This window comes from Microbulbifer sp. ALW1, assembly GCF_009903625.1.
In the GTDB taxonomy this organism is placed as follows: Bacteria; Pseudomonadota; Gammaproteobacteria; order Pseudomonadales; family Cellvibrionaceae; genus Microbulbifer.
Genome location: NZ_CP047569.1, coordinates 160,823 through 180,971, shown reverse-complemented (window position 1 = coordinate 180,971; position 20,149 = coordinate 160,823). Strand labels below are relative to the sequence as shown.

Below are 20,149 nucleotides of genomic sequence, written 5' to 3'. Positions count from 1 at the left end.
TTTTGTAGTGGAGGTTTTTATGCTCAGTAAACAATTATTGCCACTGGTGGCTGTTGCGCTTTCAACAGTGCTGACGGCCTGTGGTGGTGGCTCCGGTGGTTCCAGTGGTGGAGGTTCCTCAAGCTCCTCTTCCAGTTCTTCCTCCAGCTCCTCGTCCAGTAGTTCAAGCTCGTCCAGCAGTTCCTCGAGCAGCTCTTCCTCCGGTGCTGGTAGTTCAAGTTCCTCCAGCAGCTCATCCGGTGGCAGTTCCAGCTCCTCCTCCAGTGGCGGAAGTGCGGGCGTCTCCGCCGCCTGTGAACAACTGGCGAGCGATCCCGCAGTTAACTGGCGCGACTCTGCCGAACTGGATAGCGACCAGAAAATTGTCGAGTGCCTCGCCAAAACCCTCGGCACCGCCGTGGGCTACGGCGAAAATGCCACCGGCGGTTACGATCCCGCCGGTAACAGCCAGCTGGTGGTTATCCAGAAAAACCAATCCAAATCCGTCGAGCAGCAGATTTACGATGCCGTGAGCAGCGATGCCTACAACTGGATCGTATTCGACAAACTGGACTTTACCGAAGAAACGGAAGTGTCCTTCCATCGCCTCTACTGCAACCGCGACACGGTGCAAACCGCAATAGAAGGCACGGAGGCCCAGTGCCTGAACTACACCCAGTGGTGTGCCGACAAAGGCATTGATGGCGAGCAGGCCTGCCTGACCGAATTTTTCAATGTGGCGCTGAACAAAAGTCTTCCGATCGGAAACGCCAGTGTGGGCTCCAACACCACCCTGGACGGCCGCCAGGCCAAGGCCTACTTCCGCTTCAATGGTTTTGAAATCAAGGGTGAGGAAAATGTGATCCTCACCAATATCGACTTCCGCGGCGCCGGCCACACCGAAGACCACGAGGCGGACCCGGATATGATCCGTAGCGACGCCTCCCACGATATCTGGATTCACAAAAACAGCTTCAATTACACGGGCGATTCCGCGTTTGATGTGAAGCAGGGTGCCTCCGGTATCACCATGTCATTCAATCGCCTGGTCGACGTGAAGCGCGCGAGCCTGCACGGCTCCAGCGACGACCGCACCGTGAACGAAAACATCACCACCACCATGCACCACAATGCGTTTATCACCACGGACGCCAACTACAGCGCCTTCAGCGGCACCGCTCGCCGCGTACCGCTGATCCGCCGCGGCAAAACCCATATGTTCAACAACGTCTTCATGAATTACCGCAAAGACGTATTCAGCGCGCGCGTCGGCGCCCAGGTACTCTGGGACAGCAACGCCCTGTTGATGAACAGCAGCCACGGCGTATCCGTAACCACCCTCGCCAACGAACTGGCCCGCGACAACTATAGCAGCGACAACACCAGCAACCAGAGCAACTTCCGCTCCGAAGACTCTCACGTCTGGCTGGCCGATGCCGCCTGTACCCTGAACGAATCGTCCACCGCAGAAATCAGCAACAGCTGGGGCACCGTGGAAGACCTGAGTGCAGGCTACTCCGCCGACTCACAGGCAGCCATCAGCGCGCAGAAAGCCAATGCTGGCCAGCAACTGGTCGACTACGTACTCTCCACGGCGGGTGTTGACGGCGAACGGCCATTCAACTCACCCCTGGGGATGGCGCAGTCTTACGTGCTGGACCTGAACAAGGCGGTCTGCCAATAGCAGATTGCTGGTTTGAAAAGATGAAAATAGCGCCGGGCCAGTCCCGGCGTTTTTATGTCTAGATATGGATATATTGCCTGGAGCCCAGCCCTTCCAGATCTGGACATAATGCCCAGATATACACATATTCTTCCAGATATGGGCATAATGCCTAGATCTGGAGCTATTGAATAAACTGTTAACACTCTATGAACATCACAGATCTCGAGCAGAGAATAAGAGATTTTATAAATAGTGCCAGACGCCAGTCAGCACTATCAGAGAATTCTGCAGATTGGAATAGGCTGTGTAGCTCCTTGGATCTCATCGGTGACACTCAGCTGGCAATCCAATCGTATCCCACCTTGTGCAAAAGTGAGGGTGATGGAGCAAGCTACTTAATCGTATATGGGATTCTTCAAACACTCTTGTTGCAGCAGGATGCCGCAAAACATATAGCGGCTTCGCTTAAAATAAAAATTAAATTACCTAAAGAGCTAGAAAATATTCGAATTGTTCGAAATAGTGCTGCTGGCCATCCTGGATTTCAAAAGGAAAATGGCCAATCAAAATCTTGTTTTATATCAAGGATGTCATTGAGTCCTTTAGGATTTGATTTAATGACAACATACTCGGAAGGTGGCGATTACAAAATCGAGTATGTAAATATTCCAAAACTGTTAAAAACACAAGATTCCTATCTCGAAAAAGTTCTAGCGGGAGTTGTCAAAGAACTGGAAACACAAGAAGTGGAGCATAGAAAAATGCATAAAGAGGTTAAGCTGGTTGACTGCTTCCCACAAACAATTCGCTACTTTTTGGGAAAGTTGTTTGAGGCAACTTCAGGGGAAGATAAATATTCTCTTGGCGCAATGCATTTAGATCTTATTCAAAATTGCTTGGATGATTTTCGAAGTAAACTTGAAGCTCGAAGCGAGTGGGATGTTTACGAATCTATCAACTATCACTATGAACAGCTGTCATACCCGATGGCAGAACTTAAAATGTATTTTGATTCTAAAAGTGATTCAAAACTGAATGATAAAGATGCATATATTTTTGTTTCATTTTTAGTAGAACATATAGATACGCTGAAGCAGATTGCGGCGGAAATAGATGAGGAGTACGCGGAGGCTCCGTAGTGTTAACAAAGCAATGCAGCCGACGCCTTACTTTGTGCACTTTTTGCACGGTCGCTGCGCTCCCATTTTCGTGCAAAAAGCACACAAATTAAGCCGCGGCTGATTGCGGCGTTATATGTAAATGAAAACTGACGAGCTAATCATTTGGATCCTTCTGGTCATCGTTGTCGTGATGACCCAATATGTCGCATGGAAGAGACTCATATGTGGTTGTTTAGTTGTAAAGGCCTATAAAAACTATCAAGGCAAATACTGTTCGCATAGAAGATCACCATTGATGGTGATACTCAAAAATAATTCCTTTAGAGAACAGATCGTAGAAAAAATCGATCTCCTTGACCATATGAGAAACCATTTGTATTCCATGGACATGAAAGACACCAGTATCAAGTCTGGTAGCAGCTCAGGCATAGATATTGGAGGATTGGAGTTGCAGTTTGGAAACACGTCAAATCCAGCCTGTTTTGTTAGAGTATTGGTGCGGAGCGGTAAGGAATATCACGGAAAAATTAGTGAAAAACGGTGGTATCACATATAACAATCGCAGGCGGGATGCTCCGGCCCTTCGGGCCTCCGCGGGACGCCCAACGCAATGCACATTTTGTGCGGGTCGCTGCGCTCCCAGTTTCGCACAAAATGTGCAAAGCATTGGTCGCCCCTGCTGCGGGCGTTCTGGCTGTAGAAAAACTCTTAAAACATAGCTGTTTTTTGATAAAATATGAGGGTCAGAACTGAGAAACCCTCCATGCCAAACTTCAAGCCATATGATTACAATCAGGACGCGATGGTTGTAATCAACTTCGAAGAGCAGCTACAGCCAAATACCTTCGAATATACCCTTCATCAGTTAATTGATAACCATATCAATCTTTCAGCGTTTTACGACAAGTACAAGAACGATGCTGGTGGGCGCTCGGCATACGATCCAGCCATACTCTTGAAGGTCGTTCTGTTTGCCTATTCCAAAGGCATCACGTCCAGCCGAGAAATCCAGTGGCAGTGTGAGCACAATATTATTTTCAAGGCACTCTCCTGTGACAGCGTTCCACACTTTACCAGTATCGCCAGCTTCGTCAGCAGCTATCCAGATGCTATTGAGTCAGTCTTTGAACAGGTCTTGATGGTTTGCGACCAGGAAGGACTTCTCGGGAATGAGCTGCTTGCGATCGATGGCTGCAAGATGTCATCCAATGCAAGTAAAGCGCATTCCGGTACCTTTAAGGAGCTGGAACAGAAGCGGACGAAGATTCGCAAAAAGATTCAGCACTGTTTGAAGGAACACAAGAAGTTGGATGGCCGCAAGCCTGTGGAGCGGGAACGAAAACAGCGTTTAAAGCAGGCAAGTGCAACCCTGAAAAAACACTTTGAAAAGATCGATAAATTCCTAAAGACGCAAGCCCCAAGGATGGGGCAAGGCAAACAACCGAAAGAAGTAAAAAGTAATCTTACCGACAACGAGTCGGCCAAGATGACCACAAGCAAGGGAACTATCCAGGGCTATAACGGTGTTGCCGCCGTGGACAAAAAGCATCAAATTATTGTCGAAGCCTTGGCCTTTGGCGAAGGTGCCGAGCACCATACTTTAAAACCTGTTCTCAATGGTGTGACTTCCCGTTATCGGAATGCGGGCATTCACCAAGATATCCTTGGGGAACAGGTCATCGTTACTGCGGATACCGGTTTCTCCAATGAGAGTAATTATGCGTACCTGAGAGAAGAAGGTATCAACGCTTATATCCCGGATAACCAGTTCCGCTCACGGGATAAAGCCTTCGCTCGACAAAAGGAAAAGCACGGTAAGCGTCACCGGGAAATGCTGGTCGGAGTAAAGGCGGTGATTCCGGCGAGTGAATTTCAGTTCGACAAACGGCGCAAGCGCTGTATCTGCCCGGCAGGTAAAGAGCTTCTTCTATATAGAGAAGAGCAGGTCAGCGAAGGTAAGCGCAAGCTGTTCTTTGAGGGGCGCCTGACCGACTGTCGACATTGTCACTTGAAACACCAGTGCATGCGTAATCCCAGCTCGGCCGATACGCGAGAGGGGCATGGTCGACAAGTATCCACCACCTGGACCAATGGCCGTACTGCAACAGACTGGATGAAGAATCGCGTTGATAGTATCGAAGGTAAAACGATTTACAGTCACCGAATGTCGGTAGTGGAGCCGGTCTTTGGCAATATCGGCACGAATAAGCGGCTTAGTCGCTTTTCTTTGCGTGGAAAAAATAAGGTTCAAGGTCAGTGGCGAATGTTTTGCTTGGTGCATAACATCGAGAAATTGATGCGATATAGTGCTCTCCATTAATGCACAGAGATATCCACATTCGGTTGCGTGAAAATCACCGTGAGTACACGGAAGCGTGATTATGTTAAAGGTTTGTGGTTAAATCTTGGCCAGGTAATGGTCAATTGAAAAGAGCTGGACGAGAGTAGTGATGAATATCGTTTTTCTACAGGCTCGTTAGGGCACCATGAAGAAATTTATCCTCATCTCAATATTTTTATTCCCAGCGTCCTCATCCGCCTGGGAGTGCCCGCATTATTTTGAAGAGCATGGTGAAGAGGATTCTCTAGAGCACCTTTGGGAAAATAAGAAAAATGTATTTATTGGTAGTTTGGAGAAAGGCGAGGTTAAAAATAGCAGAAACGAGTTTCTGTACGTGATAGACGTTGAGGATGTTCTCAAAGGCGACACAGGTAAAAAAATCAGTCTTGAGGCTGACTGGATGTCACCGCTAACTTTTGGGGAAACTTATATCTTCTTTATAGATGATGATCAAAAGCTCGATTTCTGTGACTTTTCAAGAAGCTTCTCTCTTGAGTGGCTTCATCAGGAAGATATTCCATCTCACCGTGAGTTTGTAGAGAGGATCGTTGAGATCACCGGATACGGTGGTTCGCCCTAACAATTTGCTGCAGCTGACGTCTTACTTTATGCACATTTTGTGCGGTCGCTGCGCTCCCAATTTCGCACAAAACGTGCATAAAATAAGCCGCCGCTGAGCAAAGCGTTAGGCATTCGCAAAATATCATGCAAAATTCGGTTTCATTATCGCAGTACGTTAAGAAGCGAAACGGTGTTGCGCTGGGTGCAAACCGTTCCATGAGAAATATGCTATCTCGCTCTTTAGGTGCCGGTTCATTCCCGATCTTTTGGCATTATTGGAACCCAATATGGGGCTACTATTTGTCTCGCAACATGATGAAACCGCTCGGTTTATTCCTGCCGAGCTGGTTAGCAGTCATTTTTACGTTTCTTGTTAGTGGTGCGCTTCATGATTTAGCGGTATCGCTCGTTAAATGGAAAGTAATTACATTTTTCACGCCATGGTTTGCCTTTATGGGTATTGCAGTTGTTCTTTCCAAGTATTTATCTATTTCTTATCGCCCATATCCATGGTTTGTTCGCGCATCAATAAATGTGCTTTTTATCGGTAGTACGCTGCTGGTAACATATTTCGTAGAGGGTAAGTATGCCTAGCAAGGCACTGCAGGCCGACGGCCAACTTTGTGCACTTTATGCGCGGTCGATTCGCTCCCATTGTCGCGCATAAAGCGCCAAAAATTGTCCGCCGCTGAGCGCGGCGTTATGCACTAATCGAGTTCATTCCAACGAAGCAGCGATTGAACGTAAGGTAAGGACATAGATATGAACACTCATTCAGAGGTGATTGAGCTTCATCGAAATGCTTGGAGTGATTACAGTAAATATACGGAATATTTGGAGAAAGCTATATCCTTATGCGAAGTGGAGTACGAAGCTGGCGAAAGGTCGTTACTTTTCATAAACAATTATGCAGCTTTGCTTCTTGATCTCCATCGGGATGCAGAGGCTTTGCGGCTTCTAAAAGACCAAACTCCAGAATTTTCTGAGTATTGTTCAAACTATGCAATCGCAATTGCAAAGTCAGGGTATGACATTGAAGCAATCCGAAAATGGAATAGGGCGGCCTCGAATTATCCAAAACGAGAGAATGCAATAGTGGCTTATATGGACTGGCAGGCGCTGTAAAGGTTGAAGTTGCTATATGGGCGAAGCAATTGCATAACAACAAATTGGTGCAGTGGAGCCGGTTACGTTACGTAAATTTTATGGTATCGCTCCGCTCTTTTTACCGTAAAATTCACTCCGCTACACTGGTCCACTGACCAAGGTGTCATCCAACATCAAGGAAAATATGAAGTACGAAGTCGATTGGAAAAAACTTTGGAGCTCGCTCACAAAGTATATGTCTCTAACCATCATTTTTTCAGTGACTGCAATAGTGTTGGTTCGCTACGTGTCTTCTGGGTTTAATTTTGGAGAAACCTTTAAGCATTTAACCCCACTCGGCACGGTTGGCCTGATCGCTGGTTGCTGGCTATTCTCAGCTTTTTTTGCCCTTATAATTTCTGTCTGGTTTAAATTGGCATATGTGACTATTAAAGACGGAGTGATCGCAGGGCGTAACTACTGGGGTAGGAAGAAGTCATTCCCTCTAAGTCAGCTAAAATCGATAGATAGTTTCAGTGACAATGGTATTAATGCTGTGGTAGCAAATGGCGGTAAATGCGGAAAGGTTTTTGTTTACTATCAAACTGAAAAAATCGAGGAGATAGTCAAGATTTTAGAGGCGCACCTTCCTGAGAAAATGGAGGCGTAATGCATACAATGCGCTGCAGGCCGACGGCTAACGTTGTGCACTTTATGCGCGGTCGCTCTGTTCCCATTTTCGCGCATCAAGCGCCCAAATTTGTCCGCGGCTGAGCGCGGCGTATGGATCTTTAGCATGAAGTCAACCCTTCTAGCTTTTTCACTGTTCTTTTCCATCAGCTCCCAGGCTTCATGCGTGGTACTTTTGCATGGCCTCGCTAGGTCACCTAGTTCGATGGAAAAATTGGAAGAATCCCTTTCAAAAGAAGGCTTCATCCCAATAAACCGAGGTTACTCTTCACGAGAATATCCAATAGAGCAGCTGGCTGATTTGGCAATCACTCCTGCTATCGAAAAATGCCCAGAAGGCACGACAGTAAACTTTGTGACCCATTCACTCGGCGGGATTCTCGTGCGGCAATACCTCAGCAACCACACGATCCAAAATTTGGGTAGAGTGGTTATGCTTGGCCCACCTAATAAAGGTAGCGAGGTTGTCGATAAGCTTAGGGATGTTCCTGGCTTTCACTTTATAAATGGCGATGCAGGCATGCAGCTTGGCACTGGAGAGCTAAGCATTCCAAACACACTAGGCAAAGCCAATTTTGATGTCGGCATCGTTGCCGGAACACGCAGTATCAACTTGATATTATCGGCTCTTATACCAAGCACGGATGATGGAAAGGTTTCTATCGAAAGTACGAAGCTAGAAGGGATGAAAGACCATATTACAATGCCAGTCACACACCCATTTATGATGAAGAACGATAGAGTCATAGATCAGGTAGTTAACTATTTAAAAAATGGTCGTTTCGAGCATGACAGTAATCCATAGCAAATTGCTCAACTCACCTCCGGCCGTAAACGGCCTACGCGGGACAAACTGCTGCGCAGTTTGCCCCTTAGCAAGGTGTTGTGCACTTTAGCTGCGTTCTGTGAATTTAAAAATAATCGCTATTTACACATGCTTTTCGATCGTGCTAGGGATTATTGCTGGTATTCCTTTCGGTTTCTGGATGGCGCATGACGAGGAGATTATTGATTCTCCCATCTACTATTCCTTAAATTATATGACTGGATTTATGGTAAGTTTTTTCGTTTACTATTTTCTATTCAAAGTAAGAATGGAGAGGCCGATTCTGCATACTGTGATCGTCGGAGTTTTGAGCTACGTATTAGCAGCCTTGGCTCTCTATGTAGTGGCGGGCGTGTTTTCTCCAGATCTATTTTTGTTTGTAGACTCATTGCTGATGGTTTTCACCATAGGTCTAGCGCGCCATACTTGTGAAGCGAGGGGAGAGTTCGGCGTTCGCATATAAAAAGGCCGGGCAATTTTCTCCGGGCCTGCGCCCTTCCGCGGGGCAGCTTACCTTTTGAACATTTTGTGCAGGTCGCTCCGCTCCCGTTTTTACGCAAAACGTGCAAAAAATAAGCTGACCCTGAGCGCGGCGTTACGTGTCCAAGTTACGGAGAATCGAGCATGGAAGTAAGAATAGTTTCCGTAGGTGATGCGGCTCAGCTTTCAAGATTCTACAAGGAAAATGAAGAGCATTTGCGTGCTTGGGAGCCTCGCAGAGATAGCGGGTATCATTCTGTAGAGGCTTGGAAGCATCGATTAAAACAGTGTAGCTCTACTAAACACGACAGTAGCTCGGTACATTTCGTTTTAACCGAATCAGATTGCGATAACATTATGGGCATTTGTTTTCTCACAAATATTGTGAAAGGTCCATTTATGGCATGCAATATGGGTTATGCGGTAGCGTGTAAATATGAAGGCAAAGGCTTCATGAAAATCCTCTGCCAAAAAGCTTTAGATTATGCGTTTAAAGAGCTAACCCTAAATCGGGTTATGGCAAACTACATGCCGAGCAATCACAGGTCGGCTAAGTTACTCAAGAGCCTCGGTTTCACTAAAGAGGGTGAGGCCAAGCGGTATCTTAAAATAAATGGTTCCTGGGAGGATCATGTTCTTACATCGCTCCTCAACCCCGGCAACACGTAACAAGGCCTGGCAGTTTGCTACGGGCCTTCGGCCCTCCGCGGGACAGCTTAGTTTGTACACATTTTGCGCGGGTTGCTACGCTCCCATTTTCGCGCAAAACGCGCACAAGGTAAGCTGCCCATGCTGGCGGCGTTATGGAAAATATGAAAATACTAATCGAGCCTGTTAGCTGGTTTAACGTCTCCCTATTCGTATTGATATTCGCTCTCGAATGGTGGGATGGCGGCTTTTCCTCCGCGACTTGGATGGCTTCGTTTGTGCTGTATCTAGTTGCGGGGTTTAGAACGGCCGCATCCTTATCGCTTCAAGCTGTCAATCGCCCATTCCGGCCCAGTTTTTGGGATACAGTCTGTTTGGCTTACATCGTTTTTTTTATTCCTGTTGGAATCTTCGAATTAGGATGGGGGAGACCGAGTATATTATTGCTTACGCCTTTAATTTGCTGCTTCTTATTTTCGCTGATAGTACTTGTTGCAAGACGGATTCAGCAGAGGTAAAGCCACAACAATGCCAACCAGCGGACCTCCGTTCCCAGGTATTTTGAGCCTCCGCTACGGCCGCTGTTGGCGACGTTATACGAGTACATTAATCGAGATTCGGCATGGAAGATTGAATTATGCTTAAGAAATCTATAGAAAAATACTTGGAAGTACTCAAGCAATCTGGTTCTTCTGCAGCAGATACCTTAGATCAAGTTGACCCAAACTCAATACGAGAGGGGGTTCTATTTGACGAGGTTGATCTCACTGATGAACTTGTAAACTATTTTTCTATGGTCAATGGATATGACTACAAAAAATGTGATGATCTAGGAGTTGATAATCCTGATTTCGCATGGGGAATGTATGCTCTGTCTTGGAATCAGGCTCGGGATCAATATAGTGAGCTTTCTGGGATAGGTGGAGATGAAAATCCAGATTATTGGCCTAAAGGGTTTTTTCCTATTTTGTATGATGGCTCTGGCGACTTTGTTTTAGTTAATTGTATATCTAGTTCTATTACTTATGGCTCGCTATATGATTTAAGTGAAGGTGTTGGATGTAATCGTATTTCTGATTCAATATCTGAATTTCTCGATGCTTCAAGTGTTGAATTGGAAGAGAAGTTTCGAATATTTGAAAATGAAGAAATCTCACTTATTCCTGATGTAAGAGCACAGCTAGAGAAAGGAAGAAAGATCTTCGGAGAAACACCATACTTTTCGCGTATGGGTAAAATGGACACGCAGATCATAGATTGGAAATGAGAGAGCTGTATATCAAAGCGCTGCAACCGACCTCCGGCAACTCTTACTTTTTTTGCGGAGCAAAAAAGTGCCAGTTACCTACAGCGGCCGAGCGCGGCGTTAGAGCCACACCACAATGAAGAGCCTGCTGATATTAATACTATGCCTAGAAAGTTTTCCGGTGCTAGCAATAAACTTGGATCTTGATTATCAAGAGCCAGATGAAGCAATTATGCACTACATTGGCGGCCTTCGGTCTGGCGATTTACCGACCATTAAAGAGGTCTTGTTGCCACTCCCAGGAAAAGAGTTTCAATTTCATCTGCCTGGGCCAATATCAATTCATCATGTAGAGAAAACTGGCAAACGAGTATATACAGCAGAAATGGTTAAGGCTTGCAAAGCCACGCCAAAGCCCGAAGAGGGAGATGTAGAACTTGAGGTTAAGCAATACATGGGGCCACGTAATGACGCTTTTATGTATACCTACATACTGCGAAAAATAGAAAACAGCTGGTATATTTTGTCGGCTACGTCATGGGATCAACCTTGAAAGTTCTAACAAGTCAATCAGCTTCGCGCTTTCGCCCCCGGGCAGCTAAAAGCGTGGCTCCGTCACAACGCTGCCGGCTATTGAAGCATTATGGCATATGAGGTGGCATGATCTTTTTCGCTTGCTGGTCATTTGGATTATTATTAATTGCTTTCTGGTTTTACTGCCATGGGAAATTTTTAGGCCGCCTCAAGAGTGCTTACCCTCAGATTTATAGTGAGCTCGGTGAGCCACGAACGTTTACAAAATATCCTATATCTACGAGCTTTATCGTAAATGATTCGAGTCCAAATAAAGCTCTCACGAAGTACGCGGAGTTCATGTCGGGCAAGAAATGGAAGGAACTGCGTGATAGTGAGCTTGATTGGTGTGTTCGCTATAGGCGGTTCACACAGTGTGTCCTGGTGGCAGTATTTGTCGTGGCGTTCATGAGTGTTGAGCCTAGGTCATAACAATGTCGAGGACAATAATCCAGGCCTTCGTCCGTCCATGAGGCGGCTTGCCTCATGTGGTGGGTGATATGACTTCAAGAAGAGTAACCAATGAATCTTAGATATTTGATCGCTTTATTAGCAGTTACAGTTTTAGTGTCGGGTTGTAGTTCAAGCGAAGATGACTCCAGTGCTGAATTTTCCGATATTAGAATGGGAGAACAGCAGAAAGAGAAAAATAAATATCTAGCTTATACACATAGAATTTCAATTGATTTACCTGTCAATAAGGTGAAGGATCGATACGACGAGCTAGTTGAATGGTGTGTAGATGATAGAGAATTTAAATGCATGCTGTTAGATAGCAGTTTGTCTACGAGTAATTTTGTGCATGCAAAGATTCGTGTGAGGATTGTTCCTGAGGGCGTTGTCCCTTACCTCACAAAAGCATCTGATCAGGGATCTACTACGGAAAAATCAACTGAAGTTGAAGATCTGGCCGAATCGATTGTTGATAATCAAAAGCGATTAGAAATGCTAAGTGATTATCGGGATAAGCTGGAGGCGCTAAGTGAGCGATCCGATGGAGATGTTGAAGCGCTAGTAAAAATTGCATCTGAGCTGGCCAAGGTGCAGTCCGATCTTGAATATTCATTGGGGAAGAAAGCGCATTTGATGCAACGGGTTGAAATGGATGTCGTAAATTTAAACCTGTTTTCCAGGTCTCAAAAATCATTTTGGCGCCCAATTGGGGAGTCTATCTCTGAATTTGGAAGTAATCTTTCAGAGGGGATCTCTTCCGTAATAACTATTATCGCGTACCTTATCCCTTGGACAATTTTGCTAAGCATTATTGTGTTTGTAGCAAGAAAATTATGGGTTCGGCGTAAGAGGCTATAGAAGTAGCTACGGTTGATCTGGGCCTTTGGCCCTGCGCAGGGCACGCAAAGCGTTGTTTCGCCATGGATTTATTGCTGAAGGAGTCTTTGTTGGGAATCTTGTTAGTTCGACGAACGGGAGCGTTTAAATTACTGTCTGTGATGTTTTTTCTTTGCTTTGGAGTTCCAGCAATTCTTAAGGCAAATGAGATCAATGCATATCTATGTGTGTTCACGGTCATAGTGTTTTTTACGATTTTATTTCATTTTTCCTTTAATCATAAAGTTTTGGTGAAAGACCTTAGGGGTGATATTTTTATTTCCTTTAGTCCATTTCCTTTGTTAAAAACGAAAGTTGGAAATGTGAGGAATGCGCTCTTTATTGGTGTTCAAGAAGGAGGCTACTCGAGACTCTCTTCAATTAATGAGTATGGTGGTCGCGCAGCGTCAGGAGAAATGCGGTGGGTATATGTTGCATTTCGTGGGAATGTTAAGAAATACTTGGTTGGTTACTTCGATAGTGCATCGCGTCAAATGGCCAGTAGCACAGCAAAGGCATTAAGTGACTTCCTGAATATAAAGTATATAAAAGGCACTGAAGTCCGAAGGTCATAACGGGTTCAAGGAGTTTGCTGCGGTCCTTCGGGCCTCCGCCGGGGGTTCGGCGCCATACAAATTTTATGCAGACGCTACGCATCCAGTTTTACAAAAATGTGCATAGTAGTGGTCGCCCTTTTTATGAGTGTTATGTTTAAAACGAAAATATGAAATTTATTACCTGGCAGTTCAAATTTTTTGTATGTTGGTTTGGTATATTTTTTTCATGCACAGTGGTTGCAATGGCAACAGCGCATGAAGCTGCTATCGATGCGGTTCTGCTGTTACTGATCGTTTTGGGTCTTGTCATGTTGGCTACGACTGGAAGGGATGCTTTTCTTTCTGTGGCAAGTAAAGATTGGCCGAGGACTGAGTTCTCTGTATTGGATTCAGGAATCCAAATTCAATCCTCGACTGAAGGGGCAAGAGTCTTTTATAAGGCTTATTTCGAACTTGGATATAATGTAATTGGTCGTGAGTATCGCTTGTTGCATCATCATTTCAATGTCCCGAATCACGATAGTAGATCGGACGCAAATGCATATATAGAGGAAGTATATAATGGGAAGCACGGGAAACATGTCTACTATATGCCTGGTTCTCCTGAAAAAGCTTATGTGAGTCCCGGGTTGAAAATTAATCACATCCTGGCCATTTTTTTGGTTTAGGATTTGTGGTTATACCAATGGCAATCATGCTTGGATATGTATCAGCATAAAAGGTTTTTTTATTCTCCCATTAGAGTTTTGAGTGTTAATAATGAAAAAAATAGTAATTTTCGGCCTGCTGGCCTTCGCTGGCTGGAAGCTGTACCAAGATAAATTCGCTGGTCATGGCGTTCGCTGGGGAGACTACGAGGTAGAAAGTGTTGGTCATTCTGTTGATGGCATGGAAACTATCAAACTTTCTCCATCCAAAGAGCCAGTGAAATCTAGCCAGGCTTCATATCAAAGGTTTAAATGTGATGGCCGGCAGCATTGTAGCCAAATGACGTCCAGAGAAGAGGCGGTTTTCTTTATAAGAAACTGCCCCGATACAAAAATGGATGGAGACAATGATGGAATTCCCTGTGAGAACGACTCCAGGTTCTGAGTCCGCCAGCTCTAATAGTCATAGGTAGCGTACCGACACAGAAAGAATGTCTCATCAAGTGACAAAGTGCTTCGAGGCATGATCTGACAGTGAAGGGTTTAACATCGTCACCTGCGATGTTCTCGCTTGATTAGTAGCCGTAGGAAATGAATCTGGGATTATTTACCAATTTGTGGCGGTGAATGGGTAGGTGTAAATTGAATTTCTCAAGGAATGATAGTGATTGAACAAGTATCAGAAGAGAATCTGAAAGAGGTTTTGCCTCTGATTCGAGCCTATCAGGAGTTCTACGAGGTATCGGATATCTGCGATGAGAAGAATTTTGAATTCTTCTTGCAGTTCTGTAGAAACCCCTCGACAGGAAGCCAGTTCGTGTGCTGGAAGGATGGGCGGGTAGTTGGATTTGCCACCGTGTATTTTACCTTCGCTTCTTCAATCATCTCGAAAGTTGCAATATTGAATGACCTCTACACGGTGCCGGAGAGCCGCGGTAACGGTGTAGGGCGGAAGTTGATCGAGCATTGCCGGGGCTTCGCAGAAAAGCATGGCGCGGTAAGGCTGCAGTGGGTTACTGCACCAGAAAACGAGGCCGCACAGAAGCTCTATGATTCCATGAATACCAGCAAGAGTTCCTGGTATTTCTATACCTATCGCAGTTAACCCGGCAATTGCCCTATTGGGGCTATCGAATAAGTGTGACACCAACATGGATGACCAAAAATCTGACGCGCGCAAAAGGGCTGACGAAATAAAGCCCTATCGCTGTAAGAACCTGATTGCCATTCTCGAATGCCCGATGGATGTCAAGAATATTGGCACCGTCATTCGTAACGTCAACGCGTTGGGTGTGGAAAAGACCTATATCGTAGACCCGAGAAATGCACTGCCGGACGACTGGGAGGAGATGCGAGAGCGGAAGTCCCTGACCAAGACTTCGGTTTCCGCGATCAAGTGGAGCTTCGTCAAAAGGTTCGACAGTACCGAGCACTGTCTGGAGCATCTGGCCAAAAACAGGTTCACGTCCATTGTGACCTCGCCACACGTCAAGGGAAAACAGAACTTCATCTTGCACGAGGCGGATTACACCCATCCGAAACTGGCGGTGTGGTTTGGCAATGAATCCCGTGGTATCAGTGACCTGGCGGTGGAGAACAGTGCGTTCTGTGTGTCTATTCCCATGTTCGGGATGATAGAGAGCCTGAACCTTGGCACTACCACGGGTATCGTGCTTTACGAAATTACCAAACAGCGGCGTGAGTATCAGGAAAGATACAAGCGAGCCAACCGCGGACCAAATAATCGCGACTCTTAGCCCTGGAGCTGCCTTTGCATGGTTCAATTCTGTTTCACTTCTGGAGTAATACAGTGAAAATCATCAATCTACGTTTTCTTTTCTTGTTGTCACTGCTGGCGGCTTCTCCGCTGCAGGCAAAAACCTATCAGGTGTATTTTCTCGGTGGCCAGTCCAACATGGTGGGCTTCGGATTTAACCGGGATTTACCGGAAGTACTGCAAAGCCCCATTTCCAAGGTCCGTATTTTCAATGGTGCGCCGCGGATGGACGAGGCAACAGATGGTGGCAATGGCCACTGGACAGCGCTACAGCCGGGTTTTGGTCTGAATTCTGACTACCAGAGTGGCAAGTACGTTTTTTCTGACAGATTTGGCCCTGAAGTGAGCTTCGGTCACACAATCCAGCAACTCGCGCCCGACGAGAATGTCGCCCTCATCAAGTATGCCTGGGGTGGCAGTGCATTGGTCGATGGGGCCTCCGGCTTTGGCTCCTGGGACCCGAATGTTTCCAAGGTGAACCAGTACGATTACTTTCTGAATGCGGTTAGCCAGGCACTTGGCACTGCGGATATTGATGGGGACGGGGAGGAAGATACGCTTGTCCCCGCGGGTATCCTGTGGATGCAGGGGGAGGCGGATGCCTTCGACAATGAACGAGCGGCAGTACAGTATCTGGATAACCTCAATTTGCAGGTAAAGCTGATGCGCGCTGCGCTGCACAACAATGCGCTGCCGGTTGTGATCGGCCGGATTACCGATTCGAAACGTGGCCAGGCGCAGACGGTGATGCAGTTTTCCGAGTCGGTGCGCAACGCCCAGAAGGCATTTACCGAGATCGACAGGTGTGCCGCGCTCTCAACGGCGACCGAAGATTTTGCGTACGCCGATGGGGATGACTGGCACTACCGCTCTGAGGGCTATATCGCACTGGGCCGTGACTTTGCGCAGAAGCTGCACGCTCTTAAAACCCAGTGCGCCAGAGGTTGATACCAATGCGTTTTTAATAGCGCTTTTACAGGTGATCCATGACCGACAATTATTTCTCCATTGTAAACGGCGCCGGGCTTTTTCTTGCGGCTGCAGCGTTCATCTACTTCGGTTTGGTGTTCCGAAGGAACAATTGGTCTGCGGCTAAGGCAAAAGTCGAACGCAGTGGGGTAGACCGGGAGGTGGACACGGGCTTTGTCTTGACCGGAAGCGACTATGCCCCGGTCAAGAAAATTACTTCGGTTAGCTACACCCCGCAGTTGCGTTATCGCTACAGCGTTGCGGGGCGTGAGTATGTGGGGGCGAAGTTATTCTCGGTCAATCTGCTCCCGATTTCGACATCTGACCTGCTACCCATTATCGATGGATCAACGGTGCCGGTTTTCTACGACCCAAATAAGCCTGAGCGGTCATATCTGGTGGCAGCGTCATACCGTTGGCCTGTTGGGGCCTTGGTGGCAGGGGTTTTGCTGGCGCAATTCAATGAGAGTCAGTACTCACAGCTGCTGGCGGCTCTCGGTAGCCTGCTAGCGGCAATCTAGGCGGTGGAACTGCCGCGTTATCTACACGGCTTTTGAAGTGGGCCTGACTGCCCGGGGGTGCTTCACGCTGGTCAATTGGTCATTTCTATCAGGGCGAGAAGCATAAGTAATTTTTGCAAATAATAATCGTTCTCAATAATGCACATGGTGTTCTGATGGTTTTTGAGCAGCTGTGCGGTTGTCGGGCAGTGCTCAGTGCAAGAGGGTGATTCCATGAAACAGCAAACCATGACCAAAACCTGTAGCTTCGCCGCTATACATATGGCCGTCGCCTTTACGGTGGGCTATGTGATGACCGGTGACATCTGGGTTGGAAGTGCACTGGCGCTGGTGGAACCTGCCTGTAATACCGTGGCGTTTTACTTCCATGAGAAGTGGTGGAACCGGAGCAAATCCGAGTCAACGGTTACTGCGGGAATGCATGCCGCCGCTGCGTGACCTGTGGCTGTCTCACAAGTCATATCCTTGATTTCGCCGGCTAGCTGCACATCGGCGTACGGTGGGCGGCTAGTGGCCAACAGGCATATACAATCGCCACTTTCGTGGCACCTCCTCAAAAATCGTCGGGTGCCAGTCGGCGGGTCCATTTCGCCAGGGCCTCCACCAGATCTCCGATAAACTTCCGCGTATCCTCATCGGTCAACTGGCCGCTCTCATCAAATTTCTTGTGCGCAAAGCTGATCATCACTTCCGGTTTATTCACGAAGTGGGCGTTCAGGTAGATCAAAATCCGGCGCAGGTCGTACTGGGCGCGGGCACCGCCGAAGGCGCTCATGCTGGCGCTCATCACTGCGACCGGCTTGTCCGCAAACGGCTGCGGGTCCACGCGGGAGAGCCAGTCGATGGTGTTCTTGAGTACCCCGGAAACCGAGTAGTTGTACTCAGGGGTGGAAAACAGAATGGCGTCCGCTTCCAGTATCTGCTGCTGCAGGGTTTCCACCGCTTCCGGCACGCCCATATCCCGCAGGTCCTGGTCGTACAGGGGAATGCCGGACAGCTTGGCGAAAGTGAACTCCGCAGTGCCACCGGCAATGTCGGCGGCGACCTGCAGGGCGGCGCTGTTAAAGGAGCTTTTGCGCAGGCTGCCGGAGATGGCGAGAACTTTGAAGGGCGCTGATGTCACGGCTGTTTTCCTCGTGGCTTACTGGTGAACCAAGTGAACCTCAAAGATAGCAGCCGGACACGTCTGTCATGGTTTGATTGTATTAATGCGAGTGGCGCCCGACCGGGTGCGCATCGAGAATCCGCACAAACTGTTCGTCGGTCTCCATTACCGCCCCGGTATCCAGCTGGCTCACGGTTTTGCGATAGATTTCCTGCCAGGGCGTCTGGTTGGCCAAGGCGGGCGCCTTTCGTTGCTGTTGCCGCTCTGCCAGGGCTTCGTCGGACAGCAACACATCGACCCGGTGATTACCGAGGTCTACGCGAATCCGGTCACCGGTCTCCAACAGGGCAATACCGCCACCGGTGGCCGCCTCGGGGGAGATATGCAGGATCGAGGGACTGCCCGAGGTACCGCTCTGGCGACCATCACCCAAGGTGGGGAGGCAATTGATGCCCTGTTTGACCAGCCGCTTGGGCGGCAGCATGTTGACCACTTCCGCAGAACCGGGGTAACCCACCGGGCCTACATTGCGGATCACCAGCATACAGTGCTCGTCGATATCCAGGGCTGGGTCGTCAATGCGCGCGCGGTAGTCCTCGGGGCCTTCGAAGACGATGGCGCGGGCGGTAAAGCAGTTCGGGTGCTCGGAGTCCTGCAGGTATTTTTGGCGGAATGCCGGATTGATGACGGACTTCTTCATCAGCGCCGAGTCGAAGAAGTTGCCGCGCATGATGGCGAAGCCGGCTTTTTCCATTAACGGTTTGTCCGTCGGGAAAATCACGTCGCGATTGCGCACGCGGAAGCTGCGGCAGTTATGGGCCAGGCTTTGGCCGGTGACGGTGTTCTGCTCGCCGTCGATGAGGCCGTCGGCGATCAGCTGATTCAACAGGGCGGGGACGCCACCTGCACGGTAGAACTCTTCCCCCAGGTATTTCCCCGCGGGCATACAGTTGACCAGCAGGGGAATATTCTCGCCGTAGTCTTGCCAGTCATCCATGCTCAGTTCCACGTTTTTCAGCCCTCGGGCCAGCGCCAGCAGGTGTACCACCGCATTGGTGGAGCCGCCCAGTGCGCTGCAGGCGACCACCGCATTGAGGAAGGACTGCCGGGTGAGAATGTCCGACGGTTTCAGGTCTGCAAAAGCCATTTCCACGATGCGCCGCCCGGTGTGGTAACCCATTTGCGCGCGCTCTTTGTAGGGGGCCGGAATCGCGGCGCAGCCGGGCAGGGACATGCCGAGTACTTCCGCCAGTGCGTTCATGGAAAGCGCCGTGCCCATGGTGTTGCAATGGCCGACACTGGGCACGGATTCTGCCGAGGCATCCATAAAGCCGGCGTAGTCCAACTCACCCTTTGCGAGCCGTTCGCGGTTTTGCCAGATAGCGGTGCCGGAGCCGACACGCTCTTCGTGTGCCTGCGGTTCGGGTTTGTCGCTATCTCCTTCGCAACTGATGGGCCGCCAGCCATTTAGCATGGGGCCGCCGGAATAGACGATGGCGGGGATATCCAGCTGCAAGGCGGCCATCAGGGTGGCCGGCGTGGTTTTGTCGCAACCGGTGGTAAGCACCACGGCGTCCACCGGGTAGCCGTGCAGGATTTCGATCAGCCCCAGGGTGGCGAGATTGCGATCCAGCGCGGCGGTGGGGCGGCGCCCCTGTTCGAAGATCGGGTGCACCGGAAATTCCATGGGGATGCCACCGGCATCCCGGATGCCGTCTTTTACCCGCTGCGCCAGCTCCTTGTGGTGGCGATTGCAGGGGGTCAGGTCGCTGCCGGTTTGGGCAATACCGATAATCGGCTTGCCGGACTGCAGTTCTTCCCGGGTGAGGCCGAAGTTGAAGTAACGCTCCAGATAGAGGGCAGTGTGATCCGCATGGGCCTTGTCGTCGAACCAGCGCGCGCTGCGGAAGATACGGGATGATTTGGGAGTTGTATTGCTCATGGGGGTATGGGGCGCTACTCGCGGTTGTTTTTGTTATTCGTTGCTAATGCTATTACTGCTGCGCTTTGCCGGTATCGGCCGAGCG

The 20,149-nt window shown here is 48.5% G+C and carries 23 protein-coding genes; 21 read left to right on the top strand and 2 right to left on the bottom strand.

From position 1 onward, the window contains the following. The first annotated feature begins 19 nt into the window (after window positions 1–19). The 21 genes from GRX76_RS00775 (at window position 20) to GRX76_RS00675 (ending at window position 17,455) form a co-directional block, all read left to right on the top strand. Window positions 20–1,663, top strand: a complete 1,644-nt coding sequence (locus tag GRX76_RS00775; RefSeq protein WP_160151551.1) for a pectate lyase — start codon at window positions 20–22, stop codon at window positions 1,661–1,663. A gap of 188 nt (window positions 1,664–1,851) precedes the next feature. Beyond that, window positions 1,852–2,784, top strand: coding sequence for a hypothetical protein (locus GRX76_RS00770; protein WP_160151550.1), 933 nt, complete (start codon window positions 1,852–1,854; stop codon window positions 2,782–2,784). A 745-nt stretch (window positions 2,785–3,529) separates the two neighbouring features. After that, window positions 3,530–5,086, top strand: a complete 1,557-nt coding sequence (locus tag GRX76_RS00765; protein ID WP_160151549.1) for an IS1182 family transposase — start codon at window positions 3,530–3,532, stop codon at window positions 5,084–5,086. 166 nt (window positions 5,087–5,252) lie between these two features. Further along, window positions 5,253–5,687 (top strand): hypothetical protein, encoded by a 435-nt coding sequence (locus GRX76_RS00760; protein WP_160151548.1) that lies wholly within the window; start codon window positions 5,253–5,255, stop codon window positions 5,685–5,687. 125 nt (window positions 5,688–5,812) lie between these two features. Next, window positions 5,813–6,262 carry an acyltransferase gene (locus tag GRX76_RS00755; RefSeq protein WP_160151547.1) on the top strand — a complete coding sequence of 150 codons (450 nt, stop codon included), beginning with the start codon at window positions 5,813–5,815 and terminating at the stop codon, window positions 6,260–6,262. Between the two features lie 168 nt (window positions 6,263–6,430). Beyond that, the gene (locus GRX76_RS00750; protein WP_160151546.1) at window positions 6,431–6,793 is read left to right on the top strand and encodes a hypothetical protein; all 363 of its coding nucleotides are present in this window, start codon (window positions 6,431–6,433) and stop codon (window positions 6,791–6,793) included. Between the two features lie 166 nt (window positions 6,794–6,959). Continuing rightward, window positions 6,960–7,424, top strand: coding sequence for a hypothetical protein (locus GRX76_RS00745; protein ID WP_160151545.1), 465 nt, complete (start codon window positions 6,960–6,962; stop codon window positions 7,422–7,424). A gap of 225 nt (window positions 7,425–7,649) precedes the next feature. Then, window positions 7,650–8,249 carry a triacylglycerol lipase gene (locus tag GRX76_RS00740; RefSeq protein ID WP_201276876.1) on the top strand — a complete coding sequence of 200 codons (600 nt, stop codon included), beginning with the start codon at window positions 7,650–7,652 and terminating at the stop codon, window positions 8,247–8,249. Window positions 8,250–8,349: 100 nt separating this feature from the next. Beyond that, window positions 8,350–8,733 (top strand): hypothetical protein, encoded by a 384-nt coding sequence (locus GRX76_RS00735; RefSeq protein ID WP_160151543.1) that lies wholly within the window; start codon window positions 8,350–8,352, stop codon window positions 8,731–8,733. A 161-nt stretch (window positions 8,734–8,894) separates the two neighbouring features. Continuing rightward, window positions 8,895–9,419 carry a GNAT family N-acetyltransferase gene (locus tag GRX76_RS00730; RefSeq protein ID WP_160151542.1) on the top strand — a complete coding sequence of 175 codons (525 nt, stop codon included), beginning with the start codon at window positions 8,895–8,897 and terminating at the stop codon, window positions 9,417–9,419. 616 nt (window positions 9,420–10,035) lie between these two features. Beyond that, the gene (locus GRX76_RS00725; protein WP_160151541.1) at window positions 10,036–10,665 is read left to right on the top strand and encodes an SMI1/KNR4 family protein; all 630 of its coding nucleotides are present in this window, start codon (window positions 10,036–10,038) and stop codon (window positions 10,663–10,665) included. A 115-nt stretch (window positions 10,666–10,780) separates the two neighbouring features. Further along, complete coding sequence (locus tag GRX76_RS00720) at window positions 10,781–11,197, top strand: hypothetical protein (protein ID WP_160151540.1); 417 nt, start codon at window positions 10,781–10,783, stop codon at window positions 11,195–11,197. Between the two features lie 542 nt (window positions 11,198–11,739). Further along, complete coding sequence (locus GRX76_RS00715; protein ID WP_160151539.1) at window positions 11,740–12,528, top strand: DUF4349 domain-containing protein; 789 nt, start codon at window positions 11,740–11,742, stop codon at window positions 12,526–12,528. 62 nt (window positions 12,529–12,590) lie between these two features. Next, window positions 12,591–13,121 carry a hypothetical protein gene (locus tag GRX76_RS00710; RefSeq protein ID WP_160151538.1) on the top strand — a complete coding sequence of 177 codons (531 nt, stop codon included), beginning with the start codon at window positions 12,591–12,593 and terminating at the stop codon, window positions 13,119–13,121. A 149-nt stretch (window positions 13,122–13,270) separates the two neighbouring features. Then, window positions 13,271–13,771, top strand: coding sequence for a DUF3592 domain-containing protein (locus GRX76_RS00705; protein ID WP_160151537.1), 501 nt, complete (start codon window positions 13,271–13,273; stop codon window positions 13,769–13,771). 91 nt (window positions 13,772–13,862) lie between these two features. Further along, a complete protein-coding gene (locus GRX76_RS00700) occupies window positions 13,863–14,195 on the top strand; it encodes an excalibur calcium-binding domain-containing protein (protein WP_160151536.1) in 333 nt (110 codons plus the stop codon). A 219-nt stretch (window positions 14,196–14,414) separates the two neighbouring features. Further along, the gene (locus GRX76_RS00695) at window positions 14,415–14,855 is read left to right on the top strand and encodes a GNAT family N-acetyltransferase (protein WP_160151535.1); all 441 of its coding nucleotides are present in this window, start codon (window positions 14,415–14,417) and stop codon (window positions 14,853–14,855) included. A gap of 46 nt (window positions 14,856–14,901) precedes the next feature. Then, window positions 14,902–15,507 (top strand): RNA methyltransferase, encoded by a 606-nt coding sequence (locus tag GRX76_RS00690; protein ID WP_160151534.1) that lies wholly within the window; start codon window positions 14,902–14,904, stop codon window positions 15,505–15,507. 53 nt (window positions 15,508–15,560) lie between these two features. Beyond that, on the top strand, window positions 15,561–16,475 hold the full coding sequence (locus tag GRX76_RS00685; RefSeq protein WP_160151533.1) for a sialate O-acetylesterase: 915 nt from the start codon (window positions 15,561–15,563) through the stop codon (window positions 16,473–16,475). Window positions 16,476–16,513: 38 nt separating this feature from the next. Next, window positions 16,514–17,017 (top strand): DUF3592 domain-containing protein, encoded by a 504-nt coding sequence (locus GRX76_RS00680; RefSeq protein ID WP_160151532.1) that lies wholly within the window; start codon window positions 16,514–16,516, stop codon window positions 17,015–17,017. A 213-nt stretch (window positions 17,018–17,230) separates the two neighbouring features. Further along, the gene (locus GRX76_RS00675) at window positions 17,231–17,455 is read left to right on the top strand and encodes a DUF2061 domain-containing protein (RefSeq protein ID WP_236250489.1); all 225 of its coding nucleotides are present in this window, start codon (window positions 17,231–17,233) and stop codon (window positions 17,453–17,455) included. A gap of 115 nt (window positions 17,456–17,570) precedes the next feature. On the opposite strand, the gene GRX76_RS00670 is transcribed toward GRX76_RS00675, so the two are convergent. Further along, window positions 17,571–18,140 carry an NADPH-dependent FMN reductase gene (locus tag GRX76_RS00670; protein ID WP_160151531.1) on the bottom strand — a complete coding sequence of 190 codons (570 nt, stop codon included), beginning with the start codon at window positions 18,138–18,140 and terminating at the stop codon, window positions 17,571–17,573. An 82-nt stretch (window positions 18,141–18,222) separates the two neighbouring features. Further along, window positions 18,223–20,064, bottom strand: a complete 1,842-nt coding sequence (locus GRX76_RS00665) for an IlvD/Edd family dehydratase (RefSeq protein ID WP_160151530.1) — start codon at window positions 20,062–20,064, stop codon at window positions 18,223–18,225. Window positions 20,065–20,149: the final 85 nt, after the last annotated feature.